Origin of the sequence: Pectobacterium sp. CHL-2024 (assembly GCF_044751765.1) — a bacterium.
Lineage (GTDB): Bacteria > Pseudomonadota > Gammaproteobacteria > Enterobacterales > Enterobacteriaceae > Pectobacterium > Pectobacterium brasiliense.
Genome location: NZ_JBIXKO010000005.1, coordinates 102617 through 117890, shown reverse-complemented (window position 1 = coordinate 117890; position 15274 = coordinate 102617). Strand labels below are relative to the sequence as shown.

The 15274-nt window shown below is 51.3% G+C and carries 16 protein-coding genes; 3 read left to right on the top strand and 13 right to left on the bottom strand.

Translation table 11 applies throughout. From position 1 onward, the window contains the following. Positions 1-239 precede the first annotated feature (239 nt). From ACIPUG_RS10405 to ACIPUG_RS10385, 5 genes are all read right to left on the bottom strand, one after another. Positions 240-1133 (bottom strand): hypothetical protein, encoded by an 894-nt coding sequence (locus tag ACIPUG_RS10405; RefSeq protein WP_400338339.1) that lies wholly within the window; start codon positions 1131-1133, stop codon positions 240-242. A 368-nt stretch (positions 1134-1501) separates the two neighbouring features. Then, positions 1502-1807, bottom strand: coding sequence for a hypothetical protein (locus ACIPUG_RS10400; protein WP_240478582.1), 306 nt, complete (start codon positions 1805-1807; stop codon positions 1502-1504). A gap of 77 nt (positions 1808-1884) precedes the next feature. Further along, positions 1885-2607 carry a two-component system response regulator DcuR gene (gene dcuR / locus ACIPUG_RS10395; RefSeq protein WP_010281107.1) on the bottom strand — a complete coding sequence of 241 codons (723 nt, stop codon included), beginning with the start codon at positions 2605-2607 and terminating at the stop codon, positions 1885-1887. After that, entirely contained in the window at positions 2600-4228 is a 1629-nt protein-coding gene (locus ACIPUG_RS10390; RefSeq protein WP_039465534.1) for a sensor histidine kinase, read from the bottom strand. The genes dcuR and ACIPUG_RS10390 overlap by 8 nt, the downstream gene beginning before the upstream one ends. 188 nt (positions 4229-4416) lie before the next feature. Continuing rightward, complete coding sequence (locus tag ACIPUG_RS10385; RefSeq protein ID WP_039276019.1) at positions 4417-5829, bottom strand: anion permease; 1413 nt, start codon at positions 5827-5829, stop codon at positions 4417-4419. 88 nt (positions 5830-5917) lie between these two features. Between ACIPUG_RS10385 and ACIPUG_RS10380 the strand changes: the two genes are divergently transcribed. After that, a complete protein-coding gene (locus ACIPUG_RS10380) occupies positions 5918-6082 on the top strand; it encodes a hypothetical protein (protein ID WP_014917094.1) in 165 nt (54 codons plus the stop codon). Positions 6083-6401: 319 nt separating this feature from the next. Here the strand turns inward: ACIPUG_RS10380 and ACIPUG_RS10375 are convergent, their stop codons facing one another. From ACIPUG_RS10375 to ibpA, 3 genes are all read right to left on the bottom strand, one after another. Beyond that, the gene (locus ACIPUG_RS10375) at positions 6402-8060 is read right to left on the bottom strand and encodes a putative transporter (protein ID WP_400338338.1); all 1659 of its coding nucleotides are present in this window, start codon (positions 8058-8060) and stop codon (positions 6402-6404) included. A gap of 175 nt (positions 8061-8235) precedes the next feature. Continuing rightward, positions 8236-8688, bottom strand: a complete 453-nt coding sequence (ibpB, locus tag ACIPUG_RS10370; RefSeq protein ID WP_010281114.1) for a small heat shock chaperone IbpB — start codon at positions 8686-8688, stop codon at positions 8236-8238. A 166-nt stretch (positions 8689-8854) separates the two neighbouring features. Beyond that, positions 8855-9268, bottom strand: coding sequence for a small heat shock chaperone IbpA (gene ibpA / locus ACIPUG_RS10365; protein ID WP_014917097.1), 414 nt, complete (start codon positions 9266-9268; stop codon positions 8855-8857). A 267-nt stretch (positions 9269-9535) separates the two neighbouring features. Between ibpA and ACIPUG_RS10360 the strand changes: the two genes are divergently transcribed. Then, positions 9536-9892: a YceK/YidQ family lipoprotein gene (locus ACIPUG_RS10360; protein ID WP_014917098.1), complete on the top strand. Its 357-nt coding sequence runs from the start codon at positions 9536-9538 to the stop codon at positions 9890-9892. A gap of 35 nt (positions 9893-9927) precedes the next feature. Here the strand turns inward: ACIPUG_RS10360 and ACIPUG_RS10355 are convergent, their stop codons facing one another. Further along, positions 9928-11208, bottom strand: coding sequence for a DUF3748 domain-containing protein (locus ACIPUG_RS10355; protein ID WP_400338336.1), 1281 nt, complete (start codon positions 11206-11208; stop codon positions 9928-9930). A 236-nt stretch (positions 11209-11444) separates the two neighbouring features. Between ACIPUG_RS10355 and ACIPUG_RS10350 the strand changes: the two genes are divergently transcribed. Further along, positions 11445-11702 carry a YdgH/BhsA/McbA-like domain containing protein gene (locus tag ACIPUG_RS10350; protein ID WP_039281473.1) on the top strand — a complete coding sequence of 86 codons (258 nt, stop codon included), beginning with the start codon at positions 11445-11447 and terminating at the stop codon, positions 11700-11702. A gap of 185 nt (positions 11703-11887) precedes the next feature. Here ACIPUG_RS10350 and ACIPUG_RS10345 read toward each other — a convergent pair whose 3' ends face one another. The 4 genes from ACIPUG_RS10345 to ACIPUG_RS10330 are packed head-to-tail and all read right to left on the bottom strand — an operon-like array spanning position 11888 to position 15101. After that, complete coding sequence (locus tag ACIPUG_RS10345; protein ID WP_040043795.1) at positions 11888-13300, bottom strand: glycoside hydrolase family 1 protein; 1413 nt, start codon at positions 13298-13300, stop codon at positions 11888-11890. Positions 13301-13325: 25 nt separating this feature from the next. Beyond that, positions 13326-14648: a PTS cellobiose transporter subunit IIC gene (locus ACIPUG_RS10340; RefSeq protein WP_014917101.1), complete on the bottom strand. Its 1323-nt coding sequence runs from the start codon at positions 14646-14648 to the stop codon at positions 13326-13328. After that, the gene (locus ACIPUG_RS10335; protein ID WP_039320155.1) at positions 14645-14968 is read right to left on the bottom strand and encodes a PTS sugar transporter subunit IIB; all 324 of its coding nucleotides are present in this window, start codon (positions 14966-14968) and stop codon (positions 14645-14647) included. The genes ACIPUG_RS10340 and ACIPUG_RS10335 overlap by 4 nt, the downstream gene beginning before the upstream one ends. Next, on the bottom strand, positions 14883-15101 hold the full coding sequence (locus tag ACIPUG_RS10330; RefSeq protein WP_010281133.1) for a hypothetical protein: 219 nt from the start codon (positions 15099-15101) through the stop codon (positions 14883-14885). Before ACIPUG_RS10330 ends, ACIPUG_RS10335 begins: the two co-directional genes overlap by 86 nt. Between the last annotated feature and the right edge of the window lie 173 nt (positions 15102-15274).

The window sequence follows — 15274 nt, the reverse complement described above, 5'->3', positions numbered from 1 at the left end:
TGATGAGAATCAGAGCCACGCAGATGGGGAAACCAATTAATACGGCCGAATACATGGAATCCATAGATTCTCGCATATCAGCTAATATCGCAAAATGGTATTCAACTGGCACTGTTTTATCAGATAAAAAAACCATTCTTTCCTTATCTTGAACATGTCCAAAAGAAAAAAGAGCAATGCTTATCAAATAAAAAAAAGAGACAAAGCAAATACTGAACCATCGAATAAAAGTCTTGCACTTACTTGTTAACATCATGCATCCCTTCTAATAACCCACCGACAGAACCACCAGAATAAGGTGAAATTTTACCTATACCAGAAACAACCTCGGACACGACTCTTAAAGTGGTATCTTCACTTATCGGTGTGTAGTTATCAGTATTCGGGTACTGATTTCTAAACTCACTGGTCATATCAACAACAAGCATCGATGACTCACCGCTTTTTCTTTCTAAATACCGCTGTAGCGATACCGGTACAGCAAAATCTTCTTCGTAATTAATCCGTATCTGAGAGTGAGTGGTATATCCTCCCTCAAATATCTGTGATCCCGCAATCTTCACGCCTTTTGTTGCATGGGTTGTACAGTTCACGCCTGTCACATCATATTGATCGACTGTACGACCGTTTCTTTTAGTGCTTTCTCCCATCTTGATTGTTTCTTTCACTTTGCCCCCTGAATGCCATAGCTTTTCAAAGTACAATCGAGCAATCGCAGGATTCGCATCTGTAATGAGAAAAACCTTAGCTTCTGTTTGGTACAGCTCTTCTCGGTAATATGTTCTGGCATCTTCAAACTGCAAAAAATTTAAGATGCCATCACCGACAGTCCCAGCAACACCAGATCGTCTACCGAATCGACCATAAGTGAAAACAGAAGCACTATTACCCTCATGAACAGAGACAAAGGCGTGACCTGTCCCCTTAGTTTCCGTCCAGATGAATACACCGTTTTCTAATGGGTTATTTTCTTTTTTGCATTCTTGGCTCTGATTAATCCATTCCCCTTTTGAGGGCGTGAGGTAAATCGGGTCATCCCTGAAGTAATTTATTGGTTCAGGCTTAATATTTTCCCGTGGGTTACGCCACAGCCCTAACCCGCGGCCGTGCTGCATAAATTTATCGTGTTCCACTAAACCAACTCCATTTGGTTTCATCGTCACTGAATTGTGATAGCACAAGGCGGGATCGCTCCCGCCTTGTTATCTCATTCCACATATGACATTCAGTTCCATTTGCTGACCACAACTATCTAACCTTCTTGAAAATGATCAGAATCAGAGCCACGCAGATGGGAAAAGCTATGAACGCAGCTAAATACACCGAATTAGTATGTTGCTGCATAATCTCCAGGCTAGCCCTGTGATATTCAACAGATATAGTTTTTTCTGAAAAATACATAATATCTTTATCAAAGGAAATCGCACCAACACCCCCTACCAGTAGATAATAAAATAGAGAGACAAGGGCAATACTGACCCATCGAATAAATGACTTGCACTTACTTGTTAACATCATGCATCCCGCCTAATAAGCCATCGATAGTACCACCAGAATAAGGCGACATCCTGCCAACACCAGAGGCAATTTCAGAAACGCCTCTATTTACAATCATCTCAAGGTTTTTTTTACTTATCGGTGTGTAGTTATCGGTATTCGGGTACTGCTTTCTAAACTCACTCGTCATATCAACAACAAGCATCGATGACTCAGCGCTTTTTCGTTCTAAATACCGCTGTAGCGATACCGGCACGGCAAAATCTTCTTCGTAATCAATTCGTATCTGAGAGTGAGTGGTATATAGCACAAGGCGGGATCGCTCCCGCCTTGTCTCTGTTTACCTTATTCAGCGCGATTTATTTACCGCTTTTTATTCATAGCCTTTTATTCACAGTATTGGCGCAGCGAGTCCTGTTTTTCTGGCAGCAGACGATACAGATACACCGGTCGGCCAGTTGAGCCGTACAGGATATTGGTGGTCAAAATACCGGTGTCAGACAGGTAGATCAGATACTTACGGCAGGAGACGCGGGAGATACCAATCGCATTCGCCAGCATCTCGGTAGAGAACTCGATGCCCTGATTACCTTCAATCCACTCGCAGACGGTACGCAGCGTCAGGCTGGTCAGCCCTTTCGGCAATTTCTTACGTTCACTAACCGTGCTACTGCTGGTACGACGAATCAGGTTATCAATATCCGACTGCCCAACAAAATCGCGGTGTTTGAACAAGTTCGCCTCTTCGCGATAGGCGGTCAGCGCCTGTTCGAAACGCGAGAACTGGAAAGGCTTAATCAGATAGTCCACCACACCGTAATGCAGCGCTTTCTTGATGGTGTACACATCGCTGGCAGACGAGATGATGATGACGTCCGTTTTTTCGCTGAATTCACGGATAGTCGGCAGCAGGTCCAGTCCATTATCCTGCTGCATATAAATATCCAGCAGTACCAAATCGATTTCCGAGTCAGGTTGCATCAGCAGGTTGCGCGCCTGCTGCAATGTGGGGACGGTCGCATAGCAGCTAAATCCAGAAACCTGGTTCAGATAAGATTTGTTAAGCTCTGCAACCATGGCATCGTCATCAACAATCAGTACATTAATCATGGTCAAACAGCCTTGCTTGATAAGGAATAGTAACGAAAAACTGGGTGTACACCTCAGGTTCTGATTCAAACTCGATAGTGCCGCCAATCTTCTCCAGACTCTGCTTGGTCAGGTACAGGCCGATACCGCGCCCGCTGCCTTTGGTAGAGAATCCCTGTTCATAAATGCGCGCCTGACTCTCCGGCGAAATGCCGGGGCCGTCATCCCCCACGGTACAGTGAAGGCGGCCATTCTGATGATGGAAACTCACGCTGATTTCGCAGTTTTCCTGCCGATCAATCGCGTCCATCGCATTCTCGATCAGATTACCCAATACGGTAATCAATTCATTGGTGGCATCGACATCATCAGTATCCGGCAGCAGACTCTCCTCACTGATGGAGAGCGTAATGCCAAGATCGCGCGCGCGGTTGATTTTACCCAACAGGAAGCCGGCAATCACTGGCGATTTCACTTTACGAATAATCGAACCAATTTCCGCCTGATAATTATTGGCGGTCTTCAGGATATAATCTTCCAGCTGCGAGTAATATTTTAAGTGCAGCATCCCCAGAATCACGTGCAGCTTGTTCATAAACTCGTGCGACTGCGCACGCAGCGCATCCGCATAGTAGGACATCCCGCTCAACCGTTGCAGCAGTTGGCTGATCTCCGTTTTATCACGGAATGTCGCAATCGCGCCGATAATGTCGCCCTTCACAAAAACCGGAACGGTGTTAGTCAGCAGCAGGTGGCCGTTAAAGTTAATCTCTTCATCACGCCGCGGCGTACCGCTCTCCAGCACTTGTTTCAGGTGCAGATGTTCAAGCCACTGGTCGCTGACGCGTTCAGCAGGCTTCGGAGCCGGCGTTTCACTACCCTGCGGCTTATTCTGCCGGAAAAGCCGTCGCGCCTCATCATTGATGACCGTAATCCGGCCATGCTGATCGACCGCGATAACGCCTTCTTTGATGTGTTTGAGCATCGCGTTACGCTGTTCAAACAGGTTTGAGATCTCAAACGGCTCGAATCCCAGCATAATGCGCTTGAGCACCTTCACCAAAATCAGCGTGCCCAGCCAGCCGACCAGCGCCCCCGCCAATAGCGTCCAGGGAATCATCCAGCGGTTATCGCTGATCACCTTCTGCACGCTGGTTAAGGCAATCCCCAACGCGACAACGCCAACCTGCTTATGGTTGCTGTCGAAAACCGGTGTAAAGACCCGCAGCGCGGGATCGAGCGTTCCCCGGTTGATGGCGGTATTTTCCATACCCAACAGCGCCGGGTAGATATCCCGACCAGCAAAATGCTCACCGATTCTTTCCGGTTCAGGGTGGCTATGGCGCACCGTGTCCATATCTGTGACCGTGACAAAGAGCAGTTGATTACGCAGTCGGATCGTCTCCGCCGCCGCCTGCACTTCCTCAGGCCGACCAATCCCTTTAAGTTCATCAATCACCACGGGAGAGGCGGCAAATGTGCGAGCAATGGCAAAGGCTTTTTCTCGCAGATGATCTTCTGAAAGCTGATTAATGCGAAAAAACAGCAAGGAATAGACCACCAGCAACACCGCCCCAAGCACAACCGACACCATCAGAAACACCGATGTTCCCAGCTTTAGCGGTGCCTTTTTCTTGCCCATGTCACTCTCCGAAACCACCATCATCACACCGTTATCTTATACTGTTTCGTCGCGTTTCGCGTGCCGTGATGCATACGCCCCGTCACAAGGACAGGGCGTAGGCTTGAAGAAAGGAAATCAGGCTTAACGTTGCGGTACATTTTTGTGTCAGGAATGTTTCGCATCTGGAAAGCCAGCAGTACCTGCGTTTACCAGAAACCGAGCAGTTTCCACCACATTCCGCCAACACCCAGCCAGATAGGGATGATGACCAGACTGACCAAGAAACCGATCTTCCACCAGGTTCCCAGCGGCACGTAGCCAGTGCCGAACAAAATCGGTGCCGGGCCACTGGAGTAGTGGGTCGTGGACATAAACAGGTTACTGAAGATACCGAATACCAGTACGGTCAGCATCGGCGGCGCACCGGCGGCCAGCGCGATAGAGACAAAAATCGCATACATGGCGCTGATGTGGGCAATCGCGCTCGCCATCAGGTAGTGGCTGTAGTAGTACACCAGCAGCAGCAGACCCAGCATTGGCAGCCAGTGCATCCCACTCACGGCATTACCGGCCAACCCGCCCAGCCAGGCAATCAGACCCATCTTGTTGAGCTGGCCAGCCAGCGTCATCAGTACGGCAAACCACACCACGGTATGCCAGGCTTCTTTCTCGCTGACGACATCGTCCCAGGTCAGCGCACGGCTGAGCAACAGCACGCTCAGGCCCGCCAGCGCGGTCAGGGTTGCATCGATATTCAGCGTAGAACCCAGCACCCAGAAGGTCACCAGACCCAGGAACACACCCAGCACCACCCATTCGTCGCGGGTCATTTTGCCCATTTCACGCAGTCTTTCGACGGCGATTGCACGCATTTCTGAGGTTTTCTTCAGTTCAGGCGGATAGAAACGGTAGATCAGGTAAGGAATCAGCGCCAAAGACAGGAAGCCCGGCAGCAGTGTCGCCAACGCCCAATCCGTCCAACTGATGTGAATACCAAACTGAGAAGCCAGCTTCGCCACCATCGGGTTACCCGCCATGGAGGTCATGAACATCGCGGAAGTCACGGCGTTACACTGGAAAATGGACTGCACCAGAAACGCACCAATACGACGCTGCGTGCCTTTTTCCGGCGTGGAGTCATAAGCTTCGGCAATTGACCGGAACAGCGGAGTGATGATCCCGCCGCAGCGTGCAGACGTGGAAGGCATGGCCGGAGCGAACATCAGGTCGGTAAACACCAGACCATACGCCAGACCGAGTGAGCTATTCCCCAGCTTGCTGATGAACAGCAGACCAATGCGTCGGCCAAAGCCGGTTTTGATAAAGCCGCGAGAGATAAAGAAGGCGCAGGCGATCATCCAAATGGTGGGATCGCTAAAGCCCGTCAGCACATCTTTAATGGGTAATAACCCTAATATGGCGACCGAGGTCAGGCTGAACATCGCCATCGCGCCAAGCGGGTAAGGAGAAAGAATCAGACCGACAACGGTGGCAATAAAAATCGCCATCAGATGCCAGGCATCGGGTTTAACCCCGTCAGGAACCGGCAATAACCATAAGCCACCGGCAATACAAAGGATAACTAGAAGCTTTATCAACCTGCTGTTATTCGCAGACATAAGAACACCACTCTTCATTAAAACGGATTCTGTATTCCCCGTCATACTTCGAGTCACACTCAAATTATTCAGGAGATATTCACGACGGATGTCCCGTGCGGAGGAGTGGGTATTTCGTTATTCTTCCTTCGTCACCCTGCTGAAAACAACGCAACAGGAATCATCTGCGGAAAAAAAAGACGAGAAAACAAGGGTTCAGGGTGCTTCTCTCGTCTTATCAAATCAAGTGATTAATGAAGAGATAGTATTATAATGCGCCTATAAAATAGCGTAACTTTAGTTACTAAAGTGGTTCATTAATTTATTTAAGAAACCATCGTGGTTTTAATTTCCTGATAAAAAACCCTTAAGATTCAATAATAATTGACATTTAAAGAACATAAAATTAACGAAGTTAACGACAACGCAATGATAAAAAAACCTTATAGCTAACAGTGGTAATATAATTCTTTTCCAGACAGTCAGTTATCCATTCCTTATTTATTCACTCAGGTATTCCTCTATTAAAAAATAAAGAAATAAATCGCCATTATTCGGCGAGAAAATATTATTTTTTATCCAGCTGATAACATTTAGAGGGTAAGAAAAAGTACGGCTAACAGCTGCGGTGACATAATGCGCAGAAACATCGCCAGCGGATAAACCGTCGCATAAGACAGCGCCGCCGCACCGCTGGTCGGGTGTAGCCCATTGGCAAACGCCAGCGCAGGCGGATCGGTCATGGAGCCCGCCAACATGCCGCACAGCGTCAGGTAGTTCATCTTACCCAGCGTCCGCGCCAGTACGCCGACAAGCAGCAGCGGCACAATCGTAATCAACGCGCCATAGCCAATCCACCACACACCATCGCCGTTCAATAACGTATCGACGAAGTCGCCGCCAGATTTCAGCCCTACGACCGATAAGAACAGCACAATGCCGAGTTCGCGCAGCGCCAGGTTTGCACTGGGTGGCATAAACCAGTGAAGTTTACCGATCCCGCCGATGCGCCCCAGCACCAGCGCCACCACCAGCGGCCCACCCGCCAGACCGAGCCGCAGCGCGACGGGAAAGCCGGGAATCATCAGCGGTACCGAACCCAGCAGTACGCCCAGCCCGATTCCGATAAAGACGGGCAGCATCTGTACCTGCTGGAGTTTTTGCTGCGCGTTTCCCACGATATCCGCGACGGCATCGATCGCCGCTTTTCGCCCGACCAGATTCAGAATGTCGCCAAATTGCAGGCTAGCCTGATTGCTGGCAACCAGCTCGACGCCCGCACGGTTCAGGCGCGAAATCACGACATCGTAGTTTTGCTTCAGATTGAGCTCGCGAATCTTGCGTCCCAATACCTTCTCATTCGTCACCACCACGCGCTCAACGTGCAGATCCGTGCCACGCGTTGAGAGCGATGCCTCCACTTCATTACCAATGACCAGACGCGCCTGCTCCAGATCGTTTTTCGCCCCAACCAGATGCAGATAATCGCCCAGTTGGATAAGCGTCTGCGGCGACGGCACCATCAGTTCATCACCGCGTTTCAGGCGGGAGCAGACGATGGTGTCGCGGTTCAGAATCGGCACAGCCTGAATCGCCAATCCTTGCAGATTGCTATTCGTCACCGACACATTCATGGTGTGCAGTTGCTCATGATGCAGACCGTTGCTGGCTTCAAACTGCTTAGCCTCGTTCTCCACCGCGACACGGAACAGCACGCGCATTAGCCACATCACCAGCAAAATGCCACAGATCCCCAGCGGATACGCCATGGCGTAGCCCGTCCCCATCTGGTTCACCAATGCGGAACTCGACCCGAGATCGGTCAGAATCTGCTGACCCGCACCCAGCGACGGCGTGTTGGTCACCGCACCGGAGAAAATACCGAGGATAATGGGCAAAGGAATATTAAGCAGTTTGTGCAGCAGGACAGTCACCACGCAGCCGAGGAACACCGTCAGCAAAGCAAACGCATTGAGGCGCAGGCCAGATACCCGCAGAGAGGAAAAGAAACCCGGCCCGACCTGAATGCCAATGGTATAGACAAACAAGATCAGCCCGAACTCCTGAATGACGTGCAACATGTCATCATTCAGTTGAATCTGGTACTGATGGGCAACATGCCCGACGATGATCCCACCGAACAGGACCCCGCCAATCCCTAAACCGACGCCATAAATCCGCCAGTTGCCGATCCATAACCCCAGAACCGCAACCAGCGCCAGCATACTCACGGTAAGTGCGATATCACTCATACCCGTATCCTTTGCGGACGTTTTTATTGGGAAATGCCACTGACGCTATACTCTATAATGAGTATATTTTGATTCTGGCAGAGTGCTGGAAAAGGAAACGTGGCGGGCAACACAAAACCGCGCCCGTAATGATACGAGCGCGGGAAATCATCAAACAAATAATGCGGATATCGCGTTATGAGGCATCTTCAGCAGGCTGCTGGTTCAATGCCGGACGGTCACTATTGATGGCGATACGCTGAGGCTGCAAGGCTTCCGGCACGTCACGCACCAGATCGATATGCAGCAGGCCATTTTCAAAATGGGCATCGGACACATGCAGATGCTCGGCCAGCGTGAAGCTTAGCGTGAAAGGCTTAAACACCAGCCCCTGATGCAGATATTCCACGGCTTTCTGGGACGGTGCCGGGCTGCCTTTCACGGTCAGGCGCGGGCCTTCTACTTCGATATCCAGATCGCTCTGCCGGAACCCTGCCAGCGCGAGCGTGATGCGGTAGTGGTTGTCGTCTTTCTTCTCGATATTATACGGAGGAAAATCAATCGGTTCCTGACCGCCCTGCATTGAGCTGGCTAATTTGTCAAAACCGATCCACTGACGCAGTAAAGGTGATAAATCGTAGTTACGCATAATATGACTCCTTCTAAGAAGCGAGATTAATCGTGCCCATACGGGCATGCCCTATGCCAGCCACAGTTCTATAGCTGGCGTCGTCCCCATTCGGCAGACGAAGCATTCATTCACCGCACTGCCGTTTCAGGCAATGCGCGATTCGTGCAAATAACGTGATGTTGGTTTACTTGATTTCAATCCGACGCGGCTTCATCGCTTCCGGCACGATACGTTCGAGATCGACGTACAGCAGCCCGTTTTCCAGATTGGCACCTTTTACCTGAATATGTTCGGCCAGCTGGAATTTACGCTCGAAGTTGCGCTCGGCAATCCCCTGGTACAGGTAGTTACGAGCCACCTGTTCACCGGCGTGGGCACCTTTTACAATCAATACGTTGTCGTGCGCGGTGATGTCCAGTTCCTGCTCCGCGAAGCCAGCTACGGCAATCGCAATGCGGTATTGGTTCTCGTCAACCAGTTCGACGTTGTAGGGAGGGTAGCCGCCGTTACTCTGGGTCTGCCCGGTTTCTAAGAGATTAAACAGGCGATCAAAACCAATAGCGGAACGGTACAGTGGGGAAAAATCGGGGTTACGCATAAAACAGCCTCCTAAACATGCAGCGAGGATTTATTTTTTACCTTCCCTAGGGACAGGCTCACAGCCGGGACAGATACCCTGACGGCGTATCGTTTTCTTCCGGCTTATTATCAATATGGTGACCCCCCTCAGACTTTCAAGAGGCAAAAAGGAAAAATCGCTGGGTTTCATGCAATATTCACTCACACTGCGGGCGTTATCACATACACTCAAGATAGGCAGGCTCTGGAACCCACTCTGGCAGCAGGTTCTTAATGGACAGATAATATGACCTTACTGAAAAGTGCGTTGTTCTCTTTCATCATCACCGGCAGCGGCGCGGTGGCAACCAGCGGTTGCTCCAGCGTGATGACGCATACCGGAGGCGATCAGGGATACTATTCCGGCACGCGCGCCGGTGTGGATATGCTGCGCGACGACGACACCAGTTGGGCGATGATGCCGCTGGTCGCTATCGACCTGCCGTTCTCGGCAGTAGCCGACACCCTACTGCTGCCCTACGACTACTATCGTGCAGGCAGCGATAAGAACAAACTGTCGACGCGCGAACGTATTTCACACAGCGAAGAGCAAAATCAGACCGCCAGCTCACAGCTTGCCACCATGCCTCATAATCAGCTTTGATAGCCCTGCATTCACCTTGAATCAGCGTGTGCAGGTTATGCCGTCGCCACAACAAAAAGCTGATTAAAGCCGTCAATCTCTCGCATATACGCAATGTGTTTCCCATCAGGGGAAAAGACCACGGCATCCGCACTCGGTGCGCTGTCCGTCCGCGCCGTTAGCCGAACAAGCTCACCGCTTTTCGCCTCACACAGCATGATGCTGTTGTCAGACACAAACGCCAGAGAATGTCCATCCGGGTGCCAGTTAAAGGCCGACTGTACGCCGTGTTCCGTGCGCGTTACCTGTCTTGGCTCACCGCCGTTCGGGGAAAGCGTCCACAGCTGCACCACGCCTGCCTCATCCCGCATCAGGAAAGCAATCTCACTGCCGTCGGGCGAGGCTCGCAGCCAGTGGCGCGGCTGGTTCACCAGACCAGGATAACGACGCGAGTGCGTAAACGTTAAACGCCGCTGCTGCACGCCTGCTGGCGGCGCAGGCATTGACGTTGACGTCCCCGCCAGTGGCGCATCACCCGCTTTGGCGTACTCTTCCAGCGCATCCGGCAAGTCGACAATAAAAATCTCAGGCACCGTTGCCCCGTCCGCCGCACGCGTATCACCGATAAACGCCAGCGCCCAGCGCTGCCGCGAACCATCCTGTCTGATATAGCCCGCCGCTCCTACCCAACCTTCTTCATAGGCGCGATTGATCTCATCGCTGCCGGGCTGCGGCTGAGGCGTCGTTCTGCTAACCAACACACAATAGTGGCTACCGTCATATTCACGCGGATGGTGTTTTTCAACGGTGACGGCCTGTAGCGGCACGGCCACGCCCACGTTGCGCAAATTCAATGCTGGATCGCGCTCATGCAGCACATGGTCGTTATAGGTAAAGCTCAGGCGGCTGGCATCCGGGCTGAAGACATGGACATGCGTACCGCCGCGCAGCGCACCGGCCTGATAAGGCGGCGTAATGGAGAAAGCATCGAGCGTGATGGCCTCATCGCGCTGGCGATCCGCCACTATCGTTCCACGCCGATGGTGAAAATCATACTGCCACCCGCCATCTGGGTTTTCTGGCCCGTGGATAAAGACATAGCGCAGCGGTTCCTGCGGGCTACAGGTCACCACGCCCACGTGCGCCCCCGCCGTCGCCCGATAAATCACCTCGGTTTCCCGGCTTTTCAGGTGTATGCGCTCAATGGTCAGCCCTGTGAATGAAGATCCATAGGGTCTTATGTCATAGACCAGCCAATTCCCATCACATGACCAGCAATTAATATTGGTAAGTTGATGACCAGCAGCATTAAACGTTAGTTGAACCTCAACAGACAAGACATCACCCCACTTATTCAATATCAGTCAATTTTTTGTAAATCAATTTCAGCTTTATGTATAACTTATTGTTTTTAATTTAAAAAAAACAAACAACATCGATAAATATCATTCAAAAAAATAGAAAGACTACCTCAATAACATCCGTTTTTTAATTTATTAGCATCGGCGTAACATTCTTCATATCGAAAGGGCAGCCCCCTTTCACCTATCAAATCAGAAAAGGATAAGACACCATGAAAAACGTAAAAACCATCGCCGCTGCTGTTGTTCTCGCTACCATGACTTTCGGTGCTTCTGCTGCTGAATATGTTGCGCCTTCACAGACACAGAATCTGGAAAAAGCAGGCGTCGTTACCGCTACCGCTCAAGACCTCAGCTCACTACAGGCTCAGCTCGCGGCGAAAGCAGAAAAAGCAGGCGCTAAAGCTTATACCATCACGTCTGCGACCGGTAACGATCAGCTGCGTGGCTCTGCGGTAATCTTCAACTAATTGTTGTTTACCCTGAGTTTTTATCCCAGTTAGCCATCCTGTAAGCATCACGTATTACCCTCTTTCCGGCTTGCCTCCTCATCAGGGCAAGCCGGTTTTTTTATTTATGCGAAAGGGGTTCGTGGGAAAGCAAGAAGGGTGGTGAATGTGGTGTGGCAGAGTGCCACACCGACGTGGATAAGGACTTACAATGTTGAACCTTGAAAGCCATTCTCGGCCGCTGTCGCCGCGAACCATTCCCCGCTTTTCTTCACCGTGCGCTTTTGCGTCGCCAAATCCAGTTGCACAAAGCCATAGCGATTCTTGTAGGCATTCGACCACGACCAGTTATCGATAAACGTCCACATATGGTAGCCGAGGCAGTTGCTGCCTTCTGCGATCCCTTTGTGTACATACTTCAGGTGCTCACGGACAAAATCGATGCGGTAATCATCCTGAATCTGGCCGTTAGCGTCGAAACGCTGTTCGTTCTCAACACCCATGCCATTTTCCGAAATAAAGCAGCGCGGATTGCCATAATTCACTCGTAGGTTGGTCAGAATGTCATAGATGCCCGGTTCGTAAATTTCCCAGCCGCGATAGGGATTCATTTTTCGCCCTGGCATCTCATAGCTGGAGAAGAACCACTCAGGCATAAACGGACTATCAGGGTTAACCAGACTGTCGCGGCACTGAATACGGCGCGGCTGGTAGTAGTTAATCCCCAGCAGATCGACAATCCCATCGGCCAGCAGCGCACGATCGTCAGGCTGGCAATGCGGCAGTTGACCGTATCGATGCAGCAGATCGACCAGTTCCTGCGGATATTCGCCCCTCAATGCAGGATCGAGGAAGCTGCGGTTAAACATCAGATCGGCGATGTTAGCGGCTTTAACATCGGCCGGATGCTGGGAACGCGGGTAGGAAGGCGTCAGATTGAGGATAATGCCAATTTCCCCACCCTGAGACTGCTCGCGATATGCCTTCACCGCCAGCGAATGCGCCAGCATCGTATGGTACGCCACTGTCGCAGCACGCTTGAAATCCACCACGTTCGGGTAGTGGAAATCATACAGATACCCGCCTTCCACCGGCACCACCGGCTCATTGAACGTAAACCAGTGTTTTACCCTGTCGCCAAACAGGCGGAAGCAGGTCGCCGCATAGCCCGCATAGGCCACCACCACCGCCCGATTTTCCCAACCGCCCAGCCGCTGCATCACCATCGGCATATCAAAATGGAACAGATTGATAAACGGCGTGATGCCCTGCGCCAGCATTTCATCAATGACCTGATTATAAAACGCGACCGCCTGCGGATTCGGTTCACCGACGCCATCGGGAATCAGCCGCGCCCACGAGATCGACGTGCGGAACGTGTTGTGATTCAGCGTCTTCAGCAGCGCGATATCTTCACGCCAGTGCTGATAAAACGTGGAAGTCTCTGCCGGCCCAACCTGCTGATGAAAACGGCCGGGCTGCGTGGCAAACCATTCGTCCCACACGGTGGCGCTTTTACCATAGTTGAGGCTTTCGCCTTCCGTTTGCGGTGCCGAACTGGCGCTACCCCACCAAAAATTCGCGGGAAAGCGAAAATCGTTCTGAAGATGATCGTGCATACGTTCCTCTCTGCTTCACTCGTGTTTATGCGCTGGCGCTGGCTTCGCCCGCGGCCTGCTGTTGTTTCTCCTGCTCCTGTTTAAGCAGCGTGCGCTCATAGACTTTCAGGAACGGGTAATACATCGCGGCCGACATCACCATGCAGAGCAGACACATGATCACTGGGCTGAATGCCCAGTTCGCCGCCCATGATGCCCCAATCGGCGCAGGCGTCGTCCACGGCGTCAGGGAAACGACCTGCGCAATCCAGCCGAGCTTCGTCGCCGTATAGGCAATGACGGCATTGACCATCGGCACGAATATAAACGGCAGGAACAGCAGCGGATTCATGATGATAGGCGCACCAAACAGAATCGGTTCATTGATGTTGAAGAAGCTCGGCACCACGCCCATGCGGCCAATGGTGCGCAGGTGAATCGCGCGGCTACGCAGTAACAAAAAGGCCAGCGGCAACGTGGAACCGACCCCACCGATCAGCAGGTAGTGATCCCAGAATCCCTGCAAATAAATATGCGGTAGCGGCGCACCGGCCGAAAGCGCAGCCTGATTCAGCGCCAGATTGGTCATCCAGAACGGGTTCATAATCCCGGTGACGATCAGCGCGCCGTGAATCCCGGCAAACCACAGAATCTGGCAAATAAATACCGAAATCAGAATCGCAGGCAGCGAATCCGACGCCGAAATCAGCGGTGCCAACAGGTGCATGATGGCTTCAGGGATAATCATGCCGGTCGCAGACTGGATGAACAGGTTAAACGGATGCAGCGTCGCGACGATGACCAGTACGGGAATAAGAATTTCAAACGAACGCGCCACGCCAGTCGGCACCTCTTTCGGCAGGCGAATCGTGATGTTGCGTTTCTTCAGCCAGGCATACACTTCACCCGCATAAATCGCGGTCAGAATCGCGGTAAAAATCCCTTCCCCAGAGAAGTACTGGGTGGAAATTTGTTTATCCTGATAAGGCGCAGCCACCAGCAAGAATGCCATCAGCGCCAGCAGGCCGGTCATGATCGGATCCAGCTTGTAGTGCTTGCCAAGGCTGGCTCCAATCCCCACCGAGATAAAGAAGGTCATGACCCCCATACTGAGGTAGTACGGCAGCATCAGTTGTTCACGATAAGCAACGGAGAAATCGAGCCACGCGCGGGCAAATCCCAGCGTGGTATCCGGTGCAAACGGCGGGAAGATGAACACCAGCATAAATGAACCGATGATCATGAAAGGCAGCGCGGCGATAAACCCATCACGAATCGCGATGATGTGGCGCTGTTGTCCCACCACACCAGCCAGCGGGGTAATTTTTTGCTCGATGATATTAACCATCGACTGATAGAGGCCACTCATAGCGGTTGTCCTGATTTTTCGATCAGTGAAAAGGCAAAATCCAGCACGTTGTCACCGCGCTGCATACCGTAATCCATCATATCTATCGCTGCCACGGGCACGCCTTTTCCCTCGGCTTTCTCCTGAAAGGACGCCAGCATATATTTCACCTGTGGCCCCAGCAGCACAACGTCATACTTCCCGACCTGCTCATCAAATTCATGGGCGGCGTAGGCGGCAATCTCGACGTCCAGACTACGTGCGCTGGCCGCCTCCTTCATCTTTCTCATCAAAAGGCTGGTAGACATCCCAGCGGAACAACAAAGCATGATCCTTTTCATTTTCAATACCCCGTCGTATTACGTTATGAATAAAAAGCGTTACGAATAAAAAAACGTCATCAATAAAAGCATCGTGAATAAACACGTCCATTGGAAACATCATCATGGAAACACAACGGAAACCGTTTTCCATGAAAAAAATCAATATATGAGAATAGGTTCACGAAATGATAGACATTGCGGGAAACAATGTGAGGCAGGTCATGGAAAACGTGTTTCAGACGTGAAGGACGGGTAAAACTCACTATTGCCGCGCTTATTACGCTAAGTGTGCTGATTTCAGGCATTTTCTACTTTTGACTATAA

Excerpts from the sequence above, each read along its gene's own strand:
- dcuR (WP_010281107.1), bottom strand. The coding sequence starts at position 2,607 with ATGATTAATGTACTGATTGTTGATGACGATGCCATGGTTGCAGAGCTT.
- ACIPUG_RS10390 (WP_039465534.1), bottom strand. The coding sequence starts at position 4,228 with ATGGGCAAGAAAAAGGCACCGCTAAAGCTGGGAACATCGGTGTTTCTG.
- ACIPUG_RS10385 (WP_039276019.1), bottom strand. The coding sequence starts at position 5,829 with ATGTCTGCGAATAACAGCAGGTTGATAAAGCTTCTAGTTATCCTTTGT.
- ACIPUG_RS10380 (WP_014917094.1), top strand. The coding sequence starts at position 5,918 with ATGTCCCGTGCGGAGGAGTGGGTATTTCGTTATTCTTCCTTCGTCACC.
- ACIPUG_RS10375 (WP_400338338.1), bottom strand. The coding sequence starts at position 8,060 with ATGAGTGATATCGCACTTACCGTGAGTATGCTGGCGCTGGTTGCGGTT.
- ibpB (WP_010281114.1), bottom strand. The coding sequence starts at position 8,688 with ATGCGTAACTACGATTTATCACCTTTACTGCGTCAGTGGATCGGTTTT.
- ibpA (WP_014917097.1), bottom strand. The coding sequence starts at position 9,268 with ATGCGTAACCCCGATTTTTCCCCACTGTACCGTTCCGCTATTGGTTTT.
- ACIPUG_RS10360 (WP_014917098.1), top strand. The coding sequence starts at position 9,536 with ATGACCTTACTGAAAAGTGCGTTGTTCTCTTTCATCATCACCGGCAGC.
- ACIPUG_RS10350 (WP_039281473.1), top strand. The coding sequence starts at position 11,445 with ATGAAAAACGTAAAAACCATCGCCGCTGCTGTTGTTCTCGCTACCATG.
- ACIPUG_RS10345 (WP_040043795.1), bottom strand. The coding sequence starts at position 13,300 with ATGCACGATCATCTTCAGAACGATTTTCGCTTTCCCGCGAATTTTTGG.
- ACIPUG_RS10340 (WP_014917101.1), bottom strand. The coding sequence starts at position 14,648 with ATGAGTGGCCTCTATCAGTCGATGGTTAATATCATCGAGCAAAAAATT.
- ACIPUG_RS10335 (WP_039320155.1), bottom strand. The coding sequence starts at position 14,968 with ATGAAAAGGATCATGCTTTGTTGTTCCGCTGGGATGTCTACCAGCCTT.
- ACIPUG_RS10330 (WP_010281133.1), bottom strand. The coding sequence starts at position 15,101 with ATGGAAAACGGTTTCCGTTGTGTTTCCATGATGATGTTTCCAATGGAC.